At 44.9% G+C, this 16544-nt stretch carries 21 protein-coding genes; 10 read left to right on the top strand and 11 right to left on the bottom strand.

Annotation, left to right across the window (positions count from 1 at the left end; genetic code table 11):
* Nucleotides 1-68 precede the first annotated feature (68 nt).
* The 3 genes from kdgR to QWZ05_RS05915 all read left to right on the top strand — a co-directional run bounded on the left by kdgR (nucleotide 69) and on the right by QWZ05_RS05915 (nucleotide 3528).
* Nucleotides 69-854, top strand: a complete 786-nt coding sequence (gene kdgR, locus QWZ05_RS05905; RefSeq protein WP_290297229.1) for a DNA-binding transcriptional regulator KdgR — start codon at nucleotides 69-71, stop codon at nucleotides 852-854.
* 92 nt (nucleotides 855-946) lie between these two features.
* Nucleotides 947-2815, top strand: a complete 1869-nt coding sequence (locus QWZ05_RS05910) for a DUF294 nucleotidyltransferase-like domain-containing protein (protein WP_290297231.1) — start codon at nucleotides 947-949, stop codon at nucleotides 2813-2815.
* Between the two features lie 2 nt (nucleotides 2816-2817).
* Nucleotides 2818-3528: a 3'-5' exonuclease gene (locus QWZ05_RS05915; RefSeq protein ID WP_290297232.1), complete on the top strand. Its 711-nt coding sequence runs from the start codon at nucleotides 2818-2820 to the stop codon at nucleotides 3526-3528.
* Here QWZ05_RS05915 and QWZ05_RS05920 read toward each other — a convergent pair.
* Nucleotides 3520-3915, bottom strand: a complete 396-nt coding sequence (locus QWZ05_RS05920) for an ACT domain-containing protein (RefSeq protein WP_290297234.1) — start codon at nucleotides 3913-3915, stop codon at nucleotides 3520-3522. The two genes, QWZ05_RS05915 and QWZ05_RS05920, sit on opposite strands and share 9 nt — an antisense overlap.
* A gap of 128 nt (nucleotides 3916-4043) precedes the next feature.
* On the opposite strand from QWZ05_RS05920, the gene QWZ05_RS05925 reads away from it, so the two are divergent.
* On the top strand, nucleotides 4044-4550 hold the full coding sequence (locus QWZ05_RS05925; protein ID WP_264875999.1) for a hypothetical protein: 507 nt from the start codon (nucleotides 4044-4046) through the stop codon (nucleotides 4548-4550).
* Nucleotides 4551-4557: 7 nt separating this feature from the next.
* Here QWZ05_RS05925 and QWZ05_RS05930 read toward each other — a convergent pair whose 3' ends face one another.
* From QWZ05_RS05930 to nrdD, 3 genes are all read right to left on the bottom strand, one after another.
* The gene (locus tag QWZ05_RS05930) at nucleotides 4558-5025 is read right to left on the bottom strand and encodes an ASCH domain-containing protein (protein WP_264876000.1); all 468 of its coding nucleotides are present in this window, start codon (nucleotides 5023-5025) and stop codon (nucleotides 4558-4560) included.
* 50 nt (nucleotides 5026-5075) lie between these two features.
* Nucleotides 5076-5543 carry an anaerobic ribonucleoside-triphosphate reductase-activating protein gene (gene nrdG, locus QWZ05_RS05935; RefSeq protein WP_264876001.1) on the bottom strand — a complete coding sequence of 156 codons (468 nt, stop codon included), beginning with the start codon at nucleotides 5541-5543 and terminating at the stop codon, nucleotides 5076-5078.
* A 140-nt stretch (nucleotides 5544-5683) separates the two neighbouring features.
* The gene (gene nrdD, locus QWZ05_RS05940; RefSeq protein WP_264876002.1) at nucleotides 5684-7804 is read right to left on the bottom strand and encodes an anaerobic ribonucleoside-triphosphate reductase; all 2121 of its coding nucleotides are present in this window, start codon (nucleotides 7802-7804) and stop codon (nucleotides 5684-5686) included.
* Between the two features lie 295 nt (nucleotides 7805-8099).
* Between nrdD and QWZ05_RS05945 the strand changes: the two genes are divergently transcribed.
* Complete coding sequence (locus tag QWZ05_RS05945; RefSeq protein ID WP_290297238.1) at nucleotides 8100-9011, top strand: endonuclease/exonuclease/phosphatase family protein; 912 nt, start codon at nucleotides 8100-8102, stop codon at nucleotides 9009-9011.
* A gap of 49 nt (nucleotides 9012-9060) precedes the next feature.
* On the opposite strand, the gene QWZ05_RS05950 is transcribed toward QWZ05_RS05945, so the two are convergent.
* The gene (locus QWZ05_RS05950; RefSeq protein WP_264876004.1) at nucleotides 9061-9663 is read right to left on the bottom strand and encodes a 2OG-Fe(II) oxygenase; all 603 of its coding nucleotides are present in this window, start codon (nucleotides 9661-9663) and stop codon (nucleotides 9061-9063) included.
* A 181-nt stretch (nucleotides 9664-9844) separates the two neighbouring features.
* Here QWZ05_RS05950 and QWZ05_RS05955 point away from each other — a divergent pair, with 181 nt between their 5' ends.
* From QWZ05_RS05955 to QWZ05_RS05965, 3 genes are all read left to right on the top strand, one after another.
* Entirely contained in the window at nucleotides 9845-11083 is a 1239-nt protein-coding gene (locus tag QWZ05_RS05955; RefSeq protein WP_290297242.1) for a leucine-rich repeat-containing protein kinase family protein, read from the top strand.
* Between the two features lie 164 nt (nucleotides 11084-11247).
* Nucleotides 11248-11700, top strand: coding sequence for a DUF302 domain-containing protein (locus QWZ05_RS05960; RefSeq protein ID WP_290297243.1), 453 nt, complete (start codon nucleotides 11248-11250; stop codon nucleotides 11698-11700).
* A gap of 103 nt (nucleotides 11701-11803) precedes the next feature.
* Nucleotides 11804-12034, top strand: coding sequence for a PAS factor family protein (locus tag QWZ05_RS05965; protein ID WP_264876007.1), 231 nt, complete (start codon nucleotides 11804-11806; stop codon nucleotides 12032-12034).
* A gap of 79 nt (nucleotides 12035-12113) precedes the next feature.
* On the opposite strand, the gene QWZ05_RS05970 is transcribed toward QWZ05_RS05965, so the two are convergent.
* The 4 genes from QWZ05_RS05970 to QWZ05_RS05985 all read right to left on the bottom strand — a co-directional run bounded on the left by QWZ05_RS05970 (nucleotide 12114) and on the right by QWZ05_RS05985 (nucleotide 14171).
* A complete protein-coding gene (locus QWZ05_RS05970; RefSeq protein ID WP_290297245.1) occupies nucleotides 12114-12443 on the bottom strand; it encodes a zinc ribbon domain-containing protein YjdM in 330 nt (109 codons plus the stop codon).
* Between the two features lie 174 nt (nucleotides 12444-12617).
* Nucleotides 12618-12866 (bottom strand): DUF3297 family protein, encoded by a 249-nt coding sequence (locus tag QWZ05_RS05975; RefSeq protein ID WP_264876009.1) that lies wholly within the window; start codon nucleotides 12864-12866, stop codon nucleotides 12618-12620.
* Between the two features lie 210 nt (nucleotides 12867-13076).
* Nucleotides 13077-13529, bottom strand: coding sequence for a hypothetical protein (locus QWZ05_RS05980; RefSeq protein ID WP_290297247.1), 453 nt, complete (start codon nucleotides 13527-13529; stop codon nucleotides 13077-13079).
* A gap of 24 nt (nucleotides 13530-13553) precedes the next feature.
* Nucleotides 13554-14171, bottom strand: coding sequence for an HAD family hydrolase (locus QWZ05_RS05985; RefSeq protein ID WP_290297249.1), 618 nt, complete (start codon nucleotides 14169-14171; stop codon nucleotides 13554-13556).
* A 454-nt stretch (nucleotides 14172-14625) separates the two neighbouring features.
* Between QWZ05_RS05985 and QWZ05_RS05990 the strand changes: the two genes are divergently transcribed.
* Both QWZ05_RS05990 and QWZ05_RS05995 read left to right on the top strand, forming a co-directional pair.
* On the top strand, nucleotides 14626-14910 hold the full coding sequence (locus tag QWZ05_RS05990) for a type II toxin-antitoxin system TacA family antitoxin (protein ID WP_005398409.1): 285 nt from the start codon (nucleotides 14626-14628) through the stop codon (nucleotides 14908-14910).
* A complete protein-coding gene (locus QWZ05_RS05995) occupies nucleotides 14907-15185 on the top strand; it encodes a type II toxin-antitoxin system RelE/ParE family toxin (RefSeq protein ID WP_264876012.1) in 279 nt (92 codons plus the stop codon). Before QWZ05_RS05990 ends, QWZ05_RS05995 begins: the two co-directional genes overlap by 4 nt.
* Nucleotides 15186-15612: 427 nt before the next feature.
* Here the strand turns inward: QWZ05_RS05995 and QWZ05_RS06000 are convergent, their stop codons facing one another.
* Both QWZ05_RS06000 and QWZ05_RS22305 read right to left on the bottom strand, forming a co-directional pair.
* A complete protein-coding gene (locus QWZ05_RS06000) occupies nucleotides 15613-16146 on the bottom strand; it encodes a GNAT family N-acetyltransferase (RefSeq protein WP_264876013.1) in 534 nt (177 codons plus the stop codon).
* Complete coding sequence (locus QWZ05_RS22305) at nucleotides 16143-16412, bottom strand: type II toxin-antitoxin system TacA family antitoxin (protein WP_307726627.1); 270 nt, start codon at nucleotides 16410-16412, stop codon at nucleotides 16143-16145. The genes QWZ05_RS06000 and QWZ05_RS22305 overlap by 4 nt, the downstream gene beginning before the upstream one ends.
* Nucleotides 16413-16544: the final 132 nt, after the last annotated feature.

Raw genomic sequence — 16544 nt, forward strand, 5'->3', positions numbered from 1 at the left:
AAATAGTGGAAGCGTACTAGCTGATAGGTATAATGCGGCCATAGTGATTAAGACTAATGGTATATATGATGGAAAAAACAACGCAGCCAGAGGCCGTATCTTCGGTTCTTAAGGTATTCAACATTCTGCAAGCCCTTGGCGAACAAAAGGAAATTGGCGTATCTGAACTTTCTCAGCGTCTGATGATGTCTAAAGCAACGACTTATCGTTTTCTGCAAACCATGAAAACACTAGGTTACGTAGCACAAGAGGGAGAAGCTGATAAATACTCTCTAACGCTTAAGCTATTTGAGCTAGGTGCGAAATCGTTAGAGTATGTCGACCTAATTGAACTGGCAGATAAAGAGATGAAAGCCATTGCAGAGCAAACCAATGAAGCTTTGCACTTAGGCGCACTTGATGAAGATTCCATTATCTATATTCACAAAATCGACTCTAACTACAACTTGCGTATGCAATCTCGTGTTGGTCGACGCAATCCACTTTATACGACAGCTATCGGTAAAGTTTTGTTAGCAGAGCGTGATGAAGAATTTGTTCGTGAGACTCTGTCTCGCATTGATTTCGTAAAGAGCACAGAGCGCACACACGAAAACGCTGATCAGCTAATGGCTGAACTAAAAATTGTTAAAGGGCAGCATTACGGTGAAGATAACGAAGAGCAAGAGCCGGGCTTACGTTGTTTGGCTGCACCGGTTTACGATCGCTTTGGCACCGTGATTGCAGGCGTATCTATCTCTTTCCCAACGATTCGATTTGATGAGAAGCGTATGTCTTATTACATCGGTCTGCTGCATAAAGCAGGTCGAAACATCTCTGAGCAACTCGGTTACAAAAACTACCCTGTTAAGTAACTTAACGTTCTATTGCGAACGAGCAGCATCTCATGCTGCTTTTTTTACCACTCAATGAATTTGTGAAACATCGTTTTGATTTGGAGTTTTGTATGGGTTCTTCAATTACCCCCAACATCCGTGATTTTCTTGCTCGATTAGACCCTTTCGATAAGTTACCAAGCGCACTTGTTGAGTCTTTATCAAACTCGGTGGTGGTAAAATATCTCGCAAAAGATGAAGTGATCGCCTTCAGCGCCCTTTGCACAAAACGCTACTTGTATATTGTGCGAACAGGCGCGATAGAGCAGCGCAGTCAAGATGGCACACTGCGCGCTAGGCTTGGCGTAGATGATCAGTTTGGCTTTACCTTTCTTGGGCCACTGCAAAAAGCAGAAGATGGTTATGAAGCTCAGGCCATCGAAGATTCATTGTTATATCTGGTCCCTCATCACGAGTTAACGCGTATCTGTCATGAACATCCAGAGTTTGCCGACCACTTCGCTGCGCAAGCCACGACCCGTTTGACCACTGCCGTGAAACACGCCGTGCGCAAAGAAGATAAAGGGCTGTTCTTTCGTCAAATAGGTGAAGTGGCGAGCAATAACATTGCGATTGTCCAACAAGATGAACCTATAAAATTGGTTGCCAAAACAATGTGTGGCAAGCAAAGAAGTTCGTGTGCCGTCGTCATGAATCACGATGAAATTGTCGGTATGGTGACAGACAGAGACATGACTCGCAGCGTAGTTGCGGCTGAAGTCGATATTAATGCGCCTATCTCGAGTGTCATGAACAGCACACCTATCCTCATTAACAGTGAAGATAAGGTGATTCAGGCCATCTCGTTGATGCTGCAATACAATGTGCGTTGTTTACCCGTGGTTAAAGAGGGTAAGGTATCTGGTTTGTTGACCACAACCCATCTCGTCCACAACCATAAAACCCAGTCTCTATTTCTGATTGAGAAAATTAAATACGCAGATTCAATCAACGCGTTAGCAGCGCTTAAAGAAGAGAAGCAAACCATCTTCCAAGCACTGGTAGAAAGTGGGATTAGTTCAGAGCTGCAAGGGCAAGTGATGTCGATGATTATGGATGCATTTACCCGTCGAATTATCCAACTGACCGAGAAAACACTGGGGCCACCACCATGCGAATACGCTTGGTTAGTTGCCGGCTCTCACGCCCGTAATGAAGTTCACATGCTGTCCGATCAAGACAGTGCAATTGTCCTGTCAGACCAAGCAACAGAAAGTGACCACCACTATTTTAATTATCTTGCGATGCGTGTATGTAACGGCCTTGCTGCTTGTGGCTATCCGTTGTGTGATGGTAAGTATATGGCGGCAAATAAAAAGTGGTGCCAACCCGTTTCTCGTTGGAAAGAGTATTACCAAAAGTGGGTTCTCAGCCCAGAATACAATAAGCTGTTAAGCGTCAGTGTCTTTCTAGAAGTGCGTGCGATTCATGGCAATAAAGAGTTTGTTGATGCCATTCATAACCACATGCATCAATGTATTCAAAAGAACCCGAGGTTCATTCCTGCCCTCACTCGTGATGCAATAGAAACACAACCACCGCTGGGAATTTTTAACAGCCTTGTGTTGGAGAAAGGCGGAGAAAACAGTAATACCCTCAACATCAAAAAGTATGCTCTTAATCTCATCATCGATTTGGCTAGAATATTCAGTTTAGCGGCCGGCGGCTCATTAACCGGCACTGAAGAGCGTTTTCGCTATGCCGCTCAACACGGCACGATGTCCCAAGACAGCTGTGAAAACATTATTGGTGCTTTCCGCTTTATCACCCATGTTCGTTTTCGCCATCAGCTGAATGCGATTCTCAATGGCAACACGCCTGATAACCATATCGCGCCAGAGCAGTTCAGTAGCTTCGAACGTAAACACCTCAAAGAGGCGTTTAAGATCATTAGTGAACTGCAAGATGTGGCCACGCTACGTTTTGTTAAGGGTAGTTAATCATGTTTAAGAAGTGGTTCAGTAAACCTTCTCGCCAGTGTCAAGAAACGCTGCGCAGCAATATAGTTCCTTCACCGGCTCACAGCCGAGCGCTACAGCAATATTTAAACTGCCCACAACCGATGCTGGCTGATCGTTTAAATACGCAACAGTTTGTTGCGTTAGATTTTGAAATGACAGGACTTGAAGCGAGCCAAGATAAAATCTTGTCGATTGGCTTAGTGCACTTAAACTGCGAGGAGATTGATCTCTCAAGTAGCCATGAGATCTACTTAGATCATGGGCAGTTTGTAAAAAAAGAGAGCGCGGAAATTAATGAGATTGTGCCCAAGCAACTCAAAAACGCGACAGCCGCCAAAACTGCCCTAGACGAGCTATTAGCGCATATTGAAGGAAAAGTTGTGATTGCGCATAGCGCCTGTATAGAGCGAAACTTCCTTAATGCGCATTTACAGCATGCCTACGGGCTTGAGCACCTACCATGCCACTACATTGATACGTTGCAACTGGAAAAGAAATACAGCTATGCAGGTCAATCAAAATCGCACCAAAGCTATCAATTGAATGACCTTCGCCAACACTACAATCTGCCAGACTACTACGCACATTCAGCCGCGAGTGATGCCCTCGCGTGTGCAGAGCTCTTTCTCGTGCAACTGGCAAAGTTGCGCCTTAAACAAGACACCACATTGGCAGATTTAACCTTAGTTTGAAAACTCGGCCAAGGCTTGCAAGGCTGCTTGCGCTTTCTCTTGCTGAACAAAAATGTGGTCGTGGTAATACGCTGCGATCACATTAGCGCTAATGCCATGCTCTGCAAGTTTGGTAGCAACTGCGGCTGTTAATCCCACAGCATCTAAGCTCGAGTGCACCGTTAAAGTGATACAGCTATACACACCATCAAATACCAGATTTGCTTTCTCTGCCGTTTGCTGCTGTAAAACAAGAGTTAACCCTTCTTGCTCACGAAAAGTGGCAATAGGCTCAAGCTCTGCGATTGCTGCTAAGGTATTGTCGAGCGTACAAAATACATAGTTGTCGTCTAGCAGCTCTGGAGACATGCTCCTCAAGAGTGTCTCTAAATCAGAAATTCCCTTCATTTTCTCTCCACTTTTTACTTCTACACTTATCACTGTTGATAATTTACTCAACTTTACGCAGTTTTGCGTTAGTTGACTTTGTAGGCGCTACACTGCACCGCAAAGATTAAACGAACGGAGTAACTCATATGACCCATTCAATCACGAAAAGATTTGTTGTCGCGGGCACGCTGCTAATGCTGGTTTCAACACCTATTTTAGCTAAGCAACCACCAGTTGTGACTAAAAAGCCGAAAGGTAAGAGTGTGGTTGTGATTAAACCGTCACATCGCCCAGTGAAGAAAGCCCCTGTGCATCGTTCATATCATTACAAAAAAGTCCCTGCAGGTGCGACTTTTGTCCTGATTGCTGGGATCAGCTATGCCGTGATTAACAATGCGTACTATAAGCGCAGCAGTGACACTTATGTCTATGTAGAGCAGCCACCAGTCTCTGCGTCAACCACACAAACCACGACTGTGACCAACACTGCGCCAGCAGTCGACACCTCGAACCATGGCAAAATTGTCGATGTTCTACCGAGTAATGTCACTACCGTCACTGTCGATGGTGCGACTTTCTATGTCCAAGGCAGCGACTGGTATGCCCCTATTGCAGGCACCAATCAGTTTGTGATCATCGAACCGCAATTCTAACGCTTATCTACTCGCAATATACAACCTTAAAACGCTCAAGGACGAGTGTCATCTCTGGTGATGGATCTATCCCTAGCTCTACACACTCTTTACTAAAAAATTGCCAATGCGCATCACGCCACCAGCGCAAGGTTTTATCCCCTTCACCTTCAGCAGCCGCAAACTCATCCGTCACATCACAATAACGACAAAGCTCAACTTGGGTAATTTCGATAATACACTGCGGGGCGCCTTCCCAGTTTGTGACTACTTGTAGGTGTCCTACAGTTGGCATCAGCTCCCCTTCTTCAAGATACCAATGTGCCATGCTGCAAGTCGCCGTTTTGATGCCTTGTTTTATTAGCTGGGCACATAGATCAGCATTGTATTTGTCAGCGCAGAAATAATCTGAAGAACAAGAGGCCGTTAAACGAGGATCGTTGTTGGGTAGCGTGCTGAGATAGCGATTTAGATAGTGTTTTGATGCTTCTTCCATGAAACAGTCCTTAAAGAAAAAGCCCCAAGCAATCGCTCAGGGCCAAAAAATTACAGTGTAAACGTATGAATAATCTGATTGCTCGAACCGCGCCAATCTAGGCTTGGGTCGGCTTTGTCTTGCTCGAACTTACCGTCGATTAGTGTGTCGATATAGGGCAAGACTTGCTGTTGGTGCTCATCCAGCTCGTGGAGCTCGTAGCCCGTCCAGGCCCAAATGTCTTTGTCTGGGCATTCGGCTTTGACGCGCTTAACGATGCGTAAGATGTCATCAATATTGGCTGGGTGAAGCGGATCTCCACCTGAGAGTGACAGACCTCGACGCTTGATGCGCTCGTCTTTCAAGTCAGCGATGATTTGATCTTCCGCTTCTTGAGTAAATAGCACACCAGAGTTCAGGCTTTGCGTAGACTGGTTGTAGCAACCACGACACTGGTGAACACATCCTGAAACGAAGAGTGTACAACGTGTGCCAGGTCCATTGACCACATCAATTGGGTAATACTGGTGATAATTCATTGGGCTACCATTTGTTGCCGGCATTGAACGTTACAAGCTGCACGTAAACCGACTATAGAAACAAAACCGACCTCTAACGAGGCCGGCTATTCTGCTCATTATTCAACCAAAGAGCAAGTCATTATCTTTGGTTATTCTAATTACAGGTGCTTAACGCGGCGCTTCACTTCTTCTTGCTTACCAAAGTTGAATGGACGCGCATCTGGGCTGCCCAAGTAACCACAAACACGACGGGTTACTGATACCTTGGTTGAATCGTGGTTGCCACACTTCGGACACGTAAAGCCTTTACTTGTGGTGTCAAACTCGCCGTTATAGCCACACTCATAACACTCATCAATTGGCGTGTTGGTGCCGTAGTACGGTACGCGTGAATAGCTGTAATCCCAAACGTTCTCAAGTGCTTCAATGTTCTTCTGCATGTTCGGGAACTCACCGTAACAGATAAAGCCACCACTTGAGATTTCTGGGTAAGGCATCTCGAAGTCAATCTTATCGTATGGGTTCACCTTCTTCTGCACGTCTAGATGGAAGCTGTTGGTGTAGTAACCTTTGTCAGTCACGCCATCAATCACACCAAACTCTTTGGTATCGATGCGGCAGAAACGGCTACATAGGTTTTCACTTGGTGTACCGTAAAGACTAAAGGCATAACCCGTCTCTTCAGCCCAACCATTCACCGCTTCTTTTAGGTGTTTGATGATCTTAAGACCCGCTTCACGCATCTCTGCATCATCGTACATGTGAACGTCAGTGCCCATTAGAGCAGTAATCGTTTCATGAATACCGATGTAACCAAGAGAAATTGACGCACGGCCGTTCTTGAAGATATCAGCAATAGAGTCATTCGCGTTCAAGCGAACACCACATGCGCCTTCCATATATAGGATCGGTGCAACACGGGCTTTCACGTTCTCAAGGCGAGTGATACGAGTTTCAAGCGCGCGACGAGCAATCAACAATTTCTCATCAAGCAGTTCATAGAACTTTTCGATGCTACCATCGGCTTGCAGAGCAATACGCGGAAGGTTCAAGCTCACAACACCTAGGTTGTTGCGACCTTCGTGTACCAGCTCACCGTTCTCTTCAAACGTATTTAGGAAGCTACGACAGCCCATTGGCGTTTTAAATGAACCTGTAACTTCAACCACTTTGTCGTAGTTCAAGATATCTGGGTACATACGCTTAGACGCACACTCTAGCGCCAGTTGCTTGACGTCGTAGTTAGCATCGCTTGATTTGTGGTTCAAACCGTCTTTGATAGCGAAAACCAATTTTGGGAATACTGCGGTTTTCTTGTTTTTACCAAGGCCTGCAATACGGTTCTTCAAAATCGATTGTTGAATCAAACGTGATTCCCAGCTAGTACCAAGACCAAAGCCGAAAGTCACAAAAGGAGTTTGACCATTTGCTGTGTGCAGTGTGTTTACTTCGTACTCAAGAGATTGGAACGCGTCGTAACACTCTTTTTCTGTACGTGCTGTTGCGAATGCTTGCGGGTCAGTGATCTCCCACTCTTGTGCAACTTGCAGGTGTTTGTCGTAGCTTGCTTTCACGTAGGGTGCCAGCACTTCATCAATGCGGTTGATGGTCGTGCCGCCGTAAATGTGGCTAGCGACTTGTGCGATAATTTGTGCTGTTACAGCCGTTGCGGTTGAGATTGACTTAGGTGTGTCAATTTCAGCGTTACCCATTTTAAAGCCACGCGTTAGCATGCCTTTTAGATCGATCAACATACAGTTGAACATTGGGAAGAACGGTGCGTAATCCAAGTCGTGGTAGTGAATGTCGCCCACTTCGTGTGCGGTGACTACATCACGTGGCAGGATATGTGTTTTTGCGTAGTGTTTTGCAACGATACCCGCAAGTAGATCGCGCTGTGTTGGAATCACTTTGCCATCTTTGTTTGCGTTTTCGTTGATAAGATCCAGGTTGCTCTCTTCGATCAAACCTTCGATCTCGCGCGTCAATGCACTCTGTTTCTCACGCGCAATATCGCGATCGTGACGGTATTCGATATAAGCACGGGCCAGCTCTTTATAAGGGCCTTGCATCAACTCGTTTTCAACTAGAGTTTGGATTTCGTGAATATGGATTTCTTCGCAATTATCGAGCTTTAACTCAACAGCCAAAGCGACGTTAAGAGCATAGATAGCAAGTTCTTTGTTGCTGTGCTCTGCCGCACTCTCTACTGCTGCTTGGATGCGATCACGGCTGAATGGTGCGCGTGAGCCATCACGCTTGATTACGATAGGATTCACCTTTTCTCCTTACCCAGCATACTCACAGAGTTATCCACAAATACACTATATAGGGTGCTTTATTATTAGACTGACACTACATATTGTGGGCGTATTTAACGAGAAGCACCATTCAAAAGTAATGATCTAGATCAATAAAATTCGACAACCGAATAAGATTCTCTCAATAATTTTATGCCACTCTCACTCGGTGTTGAAACAATGAAAACGAGAAAAATTAATAAAAAATTGATTGCTTTTTACAGAGTGCTGATAGGATAAAGGCTTACCGAAATTTCTAATCAACGGACGGATTATGAAGCACTGGATTTCCCCTCTTTTTGTCATATTGCTTGGGTGGCTACCCTGCCCTCACATTTTAGCAACAGACAGTATTTTCCCCTTAAAGGTGGTGACATGGAACATTGAATGGCTAAGTTCTGAGCATGACAAGGCGATCCCCGAGTCTATCCGCACCAATGACGACTACACGATCCTCAAACGTTACTTCAAGATCCTGTCTCCTGATGTGCTCGCTTTTCAAGAGGTGAATGATATAGATGCGATTCGCCGAGTGGTCGGCAGTGGTTATCATATTGTCCTTTCCGATCGTGCTGGAGAAAAGTACCAACACCATCAGTTTCCTGATATCAACCAATATACTGGCTTTGCCATCAAGCATCGCTTGGCTTACGACAACCATGATGATTTTCCGCTGGTTAGCAAGAGAAACAGCAAACTGCGCTTTGCGTCTTATATTGTTCTCGCACCAGACTCCTCACAGCCTGTGCACATGCTCTCAGTTCACTTAAAAGCAGGCTGTAGCGGTGCGCAAAGGGAAAACTACGCCTGCCACCAGCTAGAACAACAAGCACAAGCATTAGGGGAGTGGATAGCGGAGCGCGAAGAGCAGAATCAAGCATATGTAATAGCCGGCGACTTTAACCACAAACTCGACTACCCAACCGATTGGGTTTGGGAGAGTATTCGTGTGCATGGAGACATGCATCTCGCCACTATGAATACGCCGGCCGATTGCAAAGTCCGATCAAATAAGAGTGCCTATAAAACTCACCAGTTCCGCTCTTTAATTGACCACATCATCGTCAGCAACGATCTATCGAGCAGTAAGGTGCGTCAAAGCGTCTATTCCGTTCGAGATGTTCTAGACCATCGACTTAGCGACCACTGCCCTATAACGGCAACGCTAGCGCCTAAGTCTCCTTAGTTTTTATCCCCTCCCCTTTTCAAGGGGGAGGGATAATCTGCTCGAGTGGCTAGTACGCAATATCCAGCTGATTGTCTTTGACACCATTGATACGGAACCAACCCGCAATACTGAAACGCTCAGCATGGGTCGGCAAAACCTCGTGAGGGAACTGTTCAGATAAGAATACAAACAAGCGACCAGAGCGTGGGGGGATTTTAGCAATCACCTTGTCGTTAAGGTCATACACCACGAGTTCACCAGCGTCCGATTCATCCCAACTTTCGTTCATATAGAACACGGTAGTCAAACGACGGTTCTCATTACCTTTAAAGCAGTCTAGGTGCTTTTGGTAAAAATCCCCTTTTTCGTATTTGGCGAAATGTGCCTCATACTCGAACAAGCCCAAGAAGAAATGACGATTCGCCTCTAGGCGGATCTGCTCCATCTTATCGAGAAAAGAAGACACGGACGCCCCCATATCACGCTTGAGCCATTGAATCTTATCGCTACGAATAGATTCAATCCGTGAGACATCATCATTACGACCGATCCTTGCCTTTTTCCAGTTGTCTGGAATGCAATCACGCAGTTGTACGACTTCGTCTTGTGTTAAAAAATCGTCCCAGATGTAGTAGCCGTCCTTAGCAAGTGCATCGATCAGTTTGTTCATGTATATCTGCCCGTCATTTTTGAGGCGCTATATGTAGGTGATTTACCCGCCATCAACAAACAGACTTTTTTGTCGTCACGACAACAACCCGACTTTTGACTGTGATTACATGCCACATTTGATTGAGTTTTTAGTAGACTAGCCGCCGATTAAAAAGTTAACTCAGTTTGGACTCGTCATTTTGCACACTCTCGCTCAACTTAAATCCGGTGAACTGGCCGGTATCAGTCGCCTTAAAATCGCAGAAAATCTCACCTCATTTCCAATGGAGATCTTAACGCTTGCTGACAGTTTAGAGATCCTTGATCTCACCGATAATCAGTTGAACGACCTACCCGATGAGCTCACACAACTGACGAAACTGAAGATCATCTTTGCTTCAAACAACCGATTTGAAACCTTGCCGAAAGTGCTTGGCGAGTGTGAAAACCTAGAGATGATTGGTTTTAAAGCGAATAAAATCAATTACGTGCCAGAGAACTCGCTACCGCCTAAGTTGCGTTGGTTGATTTTGACCGACAATGAACTCGAAGCGCTACCTGACTCGCTCGGCGAAAGGCCAAAACTGCAAAAGCTCGCGCTTGCAGGCAACCGCTTAACAAGCTTGCCGCAATCCATGAGCCAATTACACAACCTACAACTGCTGCGCATCTCTGCTAACCAATTGACAGAATGCCCAGAGCAGTTGCTCGACCTACCACAACTGGCATGGTTTGCCTTTGCAGGAAACCCGTTCTGCCAATGCAACCTTCACTCACAAACCGTGCCTGAGATCGCTTCTCAAAGCTACATGCTAAAAGAGGTGCTAGGGCAAGGTGCCTCTGGGGTGATTTCAAAGGCGGTGTGGAATGAATCGCAAGATGAGTTCCCAAATGAAGTCGCTGTCAAAGTATTCAAAGGAGAGATCACCAGCGATGGCTACCCAGAAGATGAGTTGCAGGCGTGTCTTAAGTTGGGTTATCACCCAAACCTTGTGAAATCACTTGCTCAAGTCAATGAGCCTAATTATCTAGCCCTCATTATGGAGCTGATTCCTGCCCATTACCGAAACCTGGGCTTGCCACCCTGCCTAGATAGCTGCACACGCGATACGTTCACTCCAGGCTTTACACTAACGATCGCTCAAATTGAAAAAATCGTGGCAGAAATGAGCGATGTGTTTGAGCACCTGCACAATAATCAGGTTTGCCATGGCGACCTCTACGCGCACAACACACTATTTGATGAACAAGCTAATATCATCTTCGGTGACTTTGGCGCAGCCAGCATGTACCACATGCTAACCAAATCGCAGCAAGACAAGATCAAGCAGATTGAGCACCGCGCACTAGTACACTTTATCGATGATATGCTGAGTGTGTGTGCATCAGAAGATCGACATAGTGACGCTTATCAAGCACTAAAGCAGCGTATTGCATAGAAACGTAATTTAAGACCAGCTTATCAAGGACAGGCCATTAACTTGCCTGTCCGTATCCCCCTAAAAAAAGCACTCCCTTACCACACTACCGCTGTCCCTTGTTTCTCATTGACTCTTCTATACTCACTAAACCCCCAAAAACAAACAGTGGTTAGGAGAATCAAATGAAATTAATTACTCACATCATCGCACTTTCATTCCTGTTGGTGTCTTCGGCGTATGCGGATAATGGTTTAATCACCATAAAAAGCCATCATGGTGTGGACGCCACCGCAGAGCGCCTTGAAAACGTATTAGATGAGAGAGGAATGACCATCTTTGCCAGAATAGACCACGCCAAAGCAGCAGAAGATGTAGGTATTGATTTGCGCCCTACGCAATTACTGATTTTCGGCAACCCTATGGTGGGCTCCAAGTTGATGATATGCGCACAAAGCGCTGGAATTGACTTACCTTTGAAAGCGCTAGTATCACAAGATGAACAGGGAGACGTTTGGTTCTCTTACAACGCGCCAAGTTATCTGGCGGATCGACATCAAGCGCAAGGGTGTGACAAGCTTGTAGAGAATATGACCAAAGCGATGGCGAGTTTCGCTCAGTTAGCAACGCAACCTTAGTTTTATGAAATAACCATGAAGAAATTGTGACTAATGATGGGGTATTTGATTATTTTTCGCGCTATAACGGAGCGACATACAACAAAGTTGCTAGGAGAATCGTATGCCCCCCATTACTACTCTCATGTATGACACTTTGAAAAACCTGTCGGACCATGAACATCGAGACCACGCAGAAATACGCCAAACCCTCTATGATCGCCTCGAGCTATCGCGCGAGCAACAATTGGCCTTATACTCAAACGTATTAGGCCCTGCTAGCGCAGGTCGCTATGAAAACCCGCAAGACATCGATAACGCCGTGAGCGCCGCGATAAAAATTATCAGTAAATAAATCATTCGGTCAGTCGGCTATGAATACGACTGACCTTGCTCTGCTATACCTTCTTGACAGATTTCGCTTAACCTCAGCTTTAGGCCTTCTTAACGAACTTGGCCGTGATCATCATGTCACCCGCACCATCCACTTTGCAATCAAGCTGATGATCTTTGCCTTCAACAATACGCTTGATGACCGCTTTGGTACCAATCTTTAACACCAGTGAGCTGCCTTTTACTTTCAGGTCTTTAGCCAACGTCACTTTATCGCCTTCCAACAACGCAGTGCCGTTCGCGTCTTTCATCAACAGGGATTCATCCACTTCTGTCGGATTCCACTCATGGCCACACTCTGGACACACGAGGTTTTCTTGATCTTGATAAACGTATTCAGACTGACAATTAGGACATGGAGGGAAAGACATAAGTTACCATTGGTTATCGAAAAACGAGGCACTATGGTAAAGGCTTACAGAGGATTACGCGAGAGCTGGCAAAAAAATCTCTACAAAAATACAGAGAAAAAGGCAGGCCAGATAAAAATAATGCATAGAAAGTCGCCCTTCTATGCATTGATATAACGTTAAGCAAAAAACGAATTAAACGTAGTAAGCTTCAACAGTACCTTTTAGCGTGATCAGCATTGGCTGACCCCAACGGTCTTTTGCTTTCGGTGAAGGGATTTTTACCCAACCTTCACTGATGCAGTATTCTTCAACATCGTTACGCTCTTTGCCATTTAGACGAATACCGATCTGATGCTGGAAGCACTCTTCTACAAAGAATTGGCTGCGTGGGTTACCTGCAAGGCGATCAGGTAAAGCTGGCTTTGAGTTGTTGTCGCTCATTTTCATGACCTACATTTGAGTTAATAGTGCCGCATTGTAGTCAATACCAAGCGGGGTCTCAAGTCAGTTTCGCGCTGCATTAACTCTCGCTTCTTGGTCGAAAGTGACGCTTCCCTCTGATGAACTACTTGGCCTACCCTATTACCCTGCGCTAAAAACGCAAGCAGTGATCAAAAATATAGATGAGTTTCAAGCATGGGCGGGCGGGTTCTAAATAACGTCTTCACAAAAACGAAACAGGTATCCATCTGGGCTTTGAACGATAAACTGAGTTTGCGTGGCAACGCTATCGCCCACCGTGTATGACTTGCTTTCTAATGGCAGGTAAACGACATCTGGCGCTTTGGATTGCACTCTCGCGTACAGTGAAGCAATATCACTCACATCCCACTGAAAGTTTATCCCTCTGCCAAACGGATATTCCAAATAGCCCGTTACCCATTTTCGAGAGTCACCCGGCGTATGAGGACAAGAGATATAGTCCATTTTAATAGCAAATTTCAGCTTACGAACAAGGTCTGCGGTAAACAAGATTCCGCCAGGTACAACAGTAATGATCACAGCCTCACTGAACTGGCTATTTAGCTTGTCAGCAACGATCTCTACGCCCTGTTGAATCTGTTGTTCACTTAAGACTAATTCACCGATATGTGCAGAATCCATGATGATTTCCTAATTCTGTTACGATTAAAACTGCAGGCCCAATGAGATTAACGCATCTTCACATTGCGAGGCACTATTAAACTGGATGGCCGCTATCCCCACCGCTTCTGCTCCCGTGACGTTATAAGGCATGTCATCGATGAACACGGTTTCTGAAGCTGCTAACGCATACTGACTCAAAAGTGACTGGTATATTTCAGGTTGAGGTTTCAATAAACCCACTTCAGCCGAAACAATCGCGCCCTCAAACAACGGCCAAAACGAATAGGTCGCTTTTAAGTGTGACACGATTTCATGAACATTGTCCGTTAAGGCAAAGACTCTATAACCCGCAGCCTGACAGCGTTCAATCAGCTCCACTGCCCCATAGATAAGTATTTGAGTATGCTTGATGTAGTAAAACAGGCGTTCACATTCCAACTCTGAGAAACCCAGAGCTTGTTGATAATGAGCTTTAGCATCATTTTCTGAGATCTGTCCTTTATTCAAACTTAACCAAGTTTCAGACTGAAATATAGATTTTACTTGTGCTTCAACCGAGTCGCTGTCTCCAAAGGTTAGCCGCACAATCTCAGCTGGAGCCCAACGAACAACCACATTACCAATGTCGAAAACAACATTTTTGATACTATATGAATCCACTTTGTACTCCTTTACCTAGCCAAATTAGGGCAAGCCGCAAAACTTATCCTACCAGCCTTTCCCAAAACGCGCACTGCATACACCAACGCCCAACAACACGGTTTACTTAATCCGTTCAGATAAAGTGTCGTGACAGCGATATGTATCCTTGTTGGTTAGGCTAAAAAAGTGACTATCCATCATGGTGACAGACAGAATCCTATTAAACACTGAATGTAGACCTGCTGTCCGATCCACTGTTGTCAGCGGTAGCTAATGTTGACAACAGTGGAAGTCCATGTTGCCCAATTTAGCAGCTTACAACACTACCAATACACTCGAATTTACCACCGAAATCACTGAAGCTAGATCGAGTTAAAAATGCCAAGCGTTGGCTGTCTGCTTAAATGCTGTTAGTTGCCTAGCTCAAAGCCTAGTGCTAACATTTGTACACACACCAACAAAGGAATAAATCATGGACACTAGAATTCAATTTCGTGTTGATGAAGAAACAAAACGCCTAGCTCAACAAATGGCGGAGAGCCAAGGTCGCACTCTGAGTGACGCATGCCGTGAACTTACTGAGCAACTCGCTGAACAACAAAGAAAAACATTATCTCACGATGCATGGCTAACTGAACAAGTAAACCTAGCATTTGAGAAGTTTGACTCAGGGAAGTCCGTTTTCGTCGAGCACCAAACTGCTAAATCTCGAATGGAAGAGCGCAAAGCCAGAATCCGTAATCGAGGTAAGCAATGATTTTATGGGAAGAAGAGTCACTTAATGATCGTGAAAAGATCTTCGAGTTTCTCTATGACTTCAACCCTGATGCAGCAGAAAAGACTGACTACCTGATTGAAGCAAAAGTAGAAAAATTCCTTGAACAACCTTTAATGGGTGTACAACGAGATGGCATCCGCGGACGATTACTCATTATTCCTGAGATTTCGATGATTGTCTCTTACTGGGTCGAGGGCGATATCATCCGAGTTATGCGTGTACTCCACCAGAAACAAAAATTTCCTACGGATTGATTGTTTCCTCTGGGGAACTAACGCCGAATTAAGTGGTGAGCAACGCACGACCACTGAACTTAACCCATTGTGCCGTAAAATAATATGGGCATTATTAACGACTGATAACGAGTATAAAGCTAACTATATAAGCGGTTAGCCCTTACCGAGTCAAAGCAATAGCAATTGATGGCAATAAGGTCAGACCGAGATGCTAGAACCAGTTTAATTTGGAAGTTACAAATACTGTCTAACGAATAAGGTCGGCATCAAGCGAATATCATCAGGGTGACGGAAAGAGTCCGATGAAAAACCGAATATAGACCAATTAAGGGGTGATCAACACTACCCCCTACCTAAAGCAATGTGCCATAAACACTAAAATTCAAGCAGAAGCAAAAATGCCAAGCGTTGCGAATCACTCTTAAATACTTGTTATATTCGTAGGCTATTGATTAAAAATATGTTCTACCGTTTTCATTGGTAAAAACATACGAATACGCCCATTATGCTCACACAAGACTTCAAAGCCAAACTTCGTGTAGAACGCTTCAGCAGAATCTGTCAGACAGTCGACAACAATTGCGTAGGCCCTCATGTGATGATTCACTTCCCACAAGTACTTCAGCGCACGAATTAGACTAACCTTTCCGAGCCCAGAGCCATGAAACTCCTTGTGCACAGCTAATTGAGCCAAAAGAAAAACAGGGACTGGATACCTAGGAAGTTTCTTATCTGATTGTGCCGGTAATGTTTCTCGGCTAATTGAACTCGGGGCAACACTATAAAATGCACAAATAGCGAATTTTTGATTTATCAGTGGTTGGGCACTAGGTAAAACCATTGTTCGGCTAATACCTGCTTGCATGTGCTTTGCAGCTTGAGTTTTGATAAATGCGTTTAACTCATGCTCACCACAGTCGAATGAGTTGCGGTCATGCTTTGATTTACTAAGTTCTACGAACTCTTTACCCCAACTCACTTAATACCGCTCTCATCTGTAAATTTGGCAGCTTCAAGCAACGCTTGGTTCGGTGCTTTTGCTTTATTGCATGCAGCCATAAACTCGTCAAAGACACTGTCTTTAACCATAATACTTTGATGCTCCTCAATAACGTGAGTCGCATCTTCGTCCATAAGCCTCACTACATATTCAGTGAGACTTTTTAAACCAAGTAAAGCCGATGCTTTTTCGGCTTTTGCCTTGATCTCTTCATCAAGGCGGATATCTAAACGTGCTGTTGCCATAACCCCTCCTATGTACGGATTCATTCCGTAACCTGAAAGATTATAGTGCAAACTTAAAGTACATTCAATTTGTACGGATATTTTACGGAACGAGAGAGAATATAACGCCTTGCTAACAAGCGACAACGCAAT

The sequence above is a fragment of the Vibrio agarivorans genome, assembly GCF_030409635.1.
Lineage (GTDB): Bacteria > Pseudomonadota > Gammaproteobacteria > Enterobacterales > Vibrionaceae > Vibrio > Vibrio agarivorans.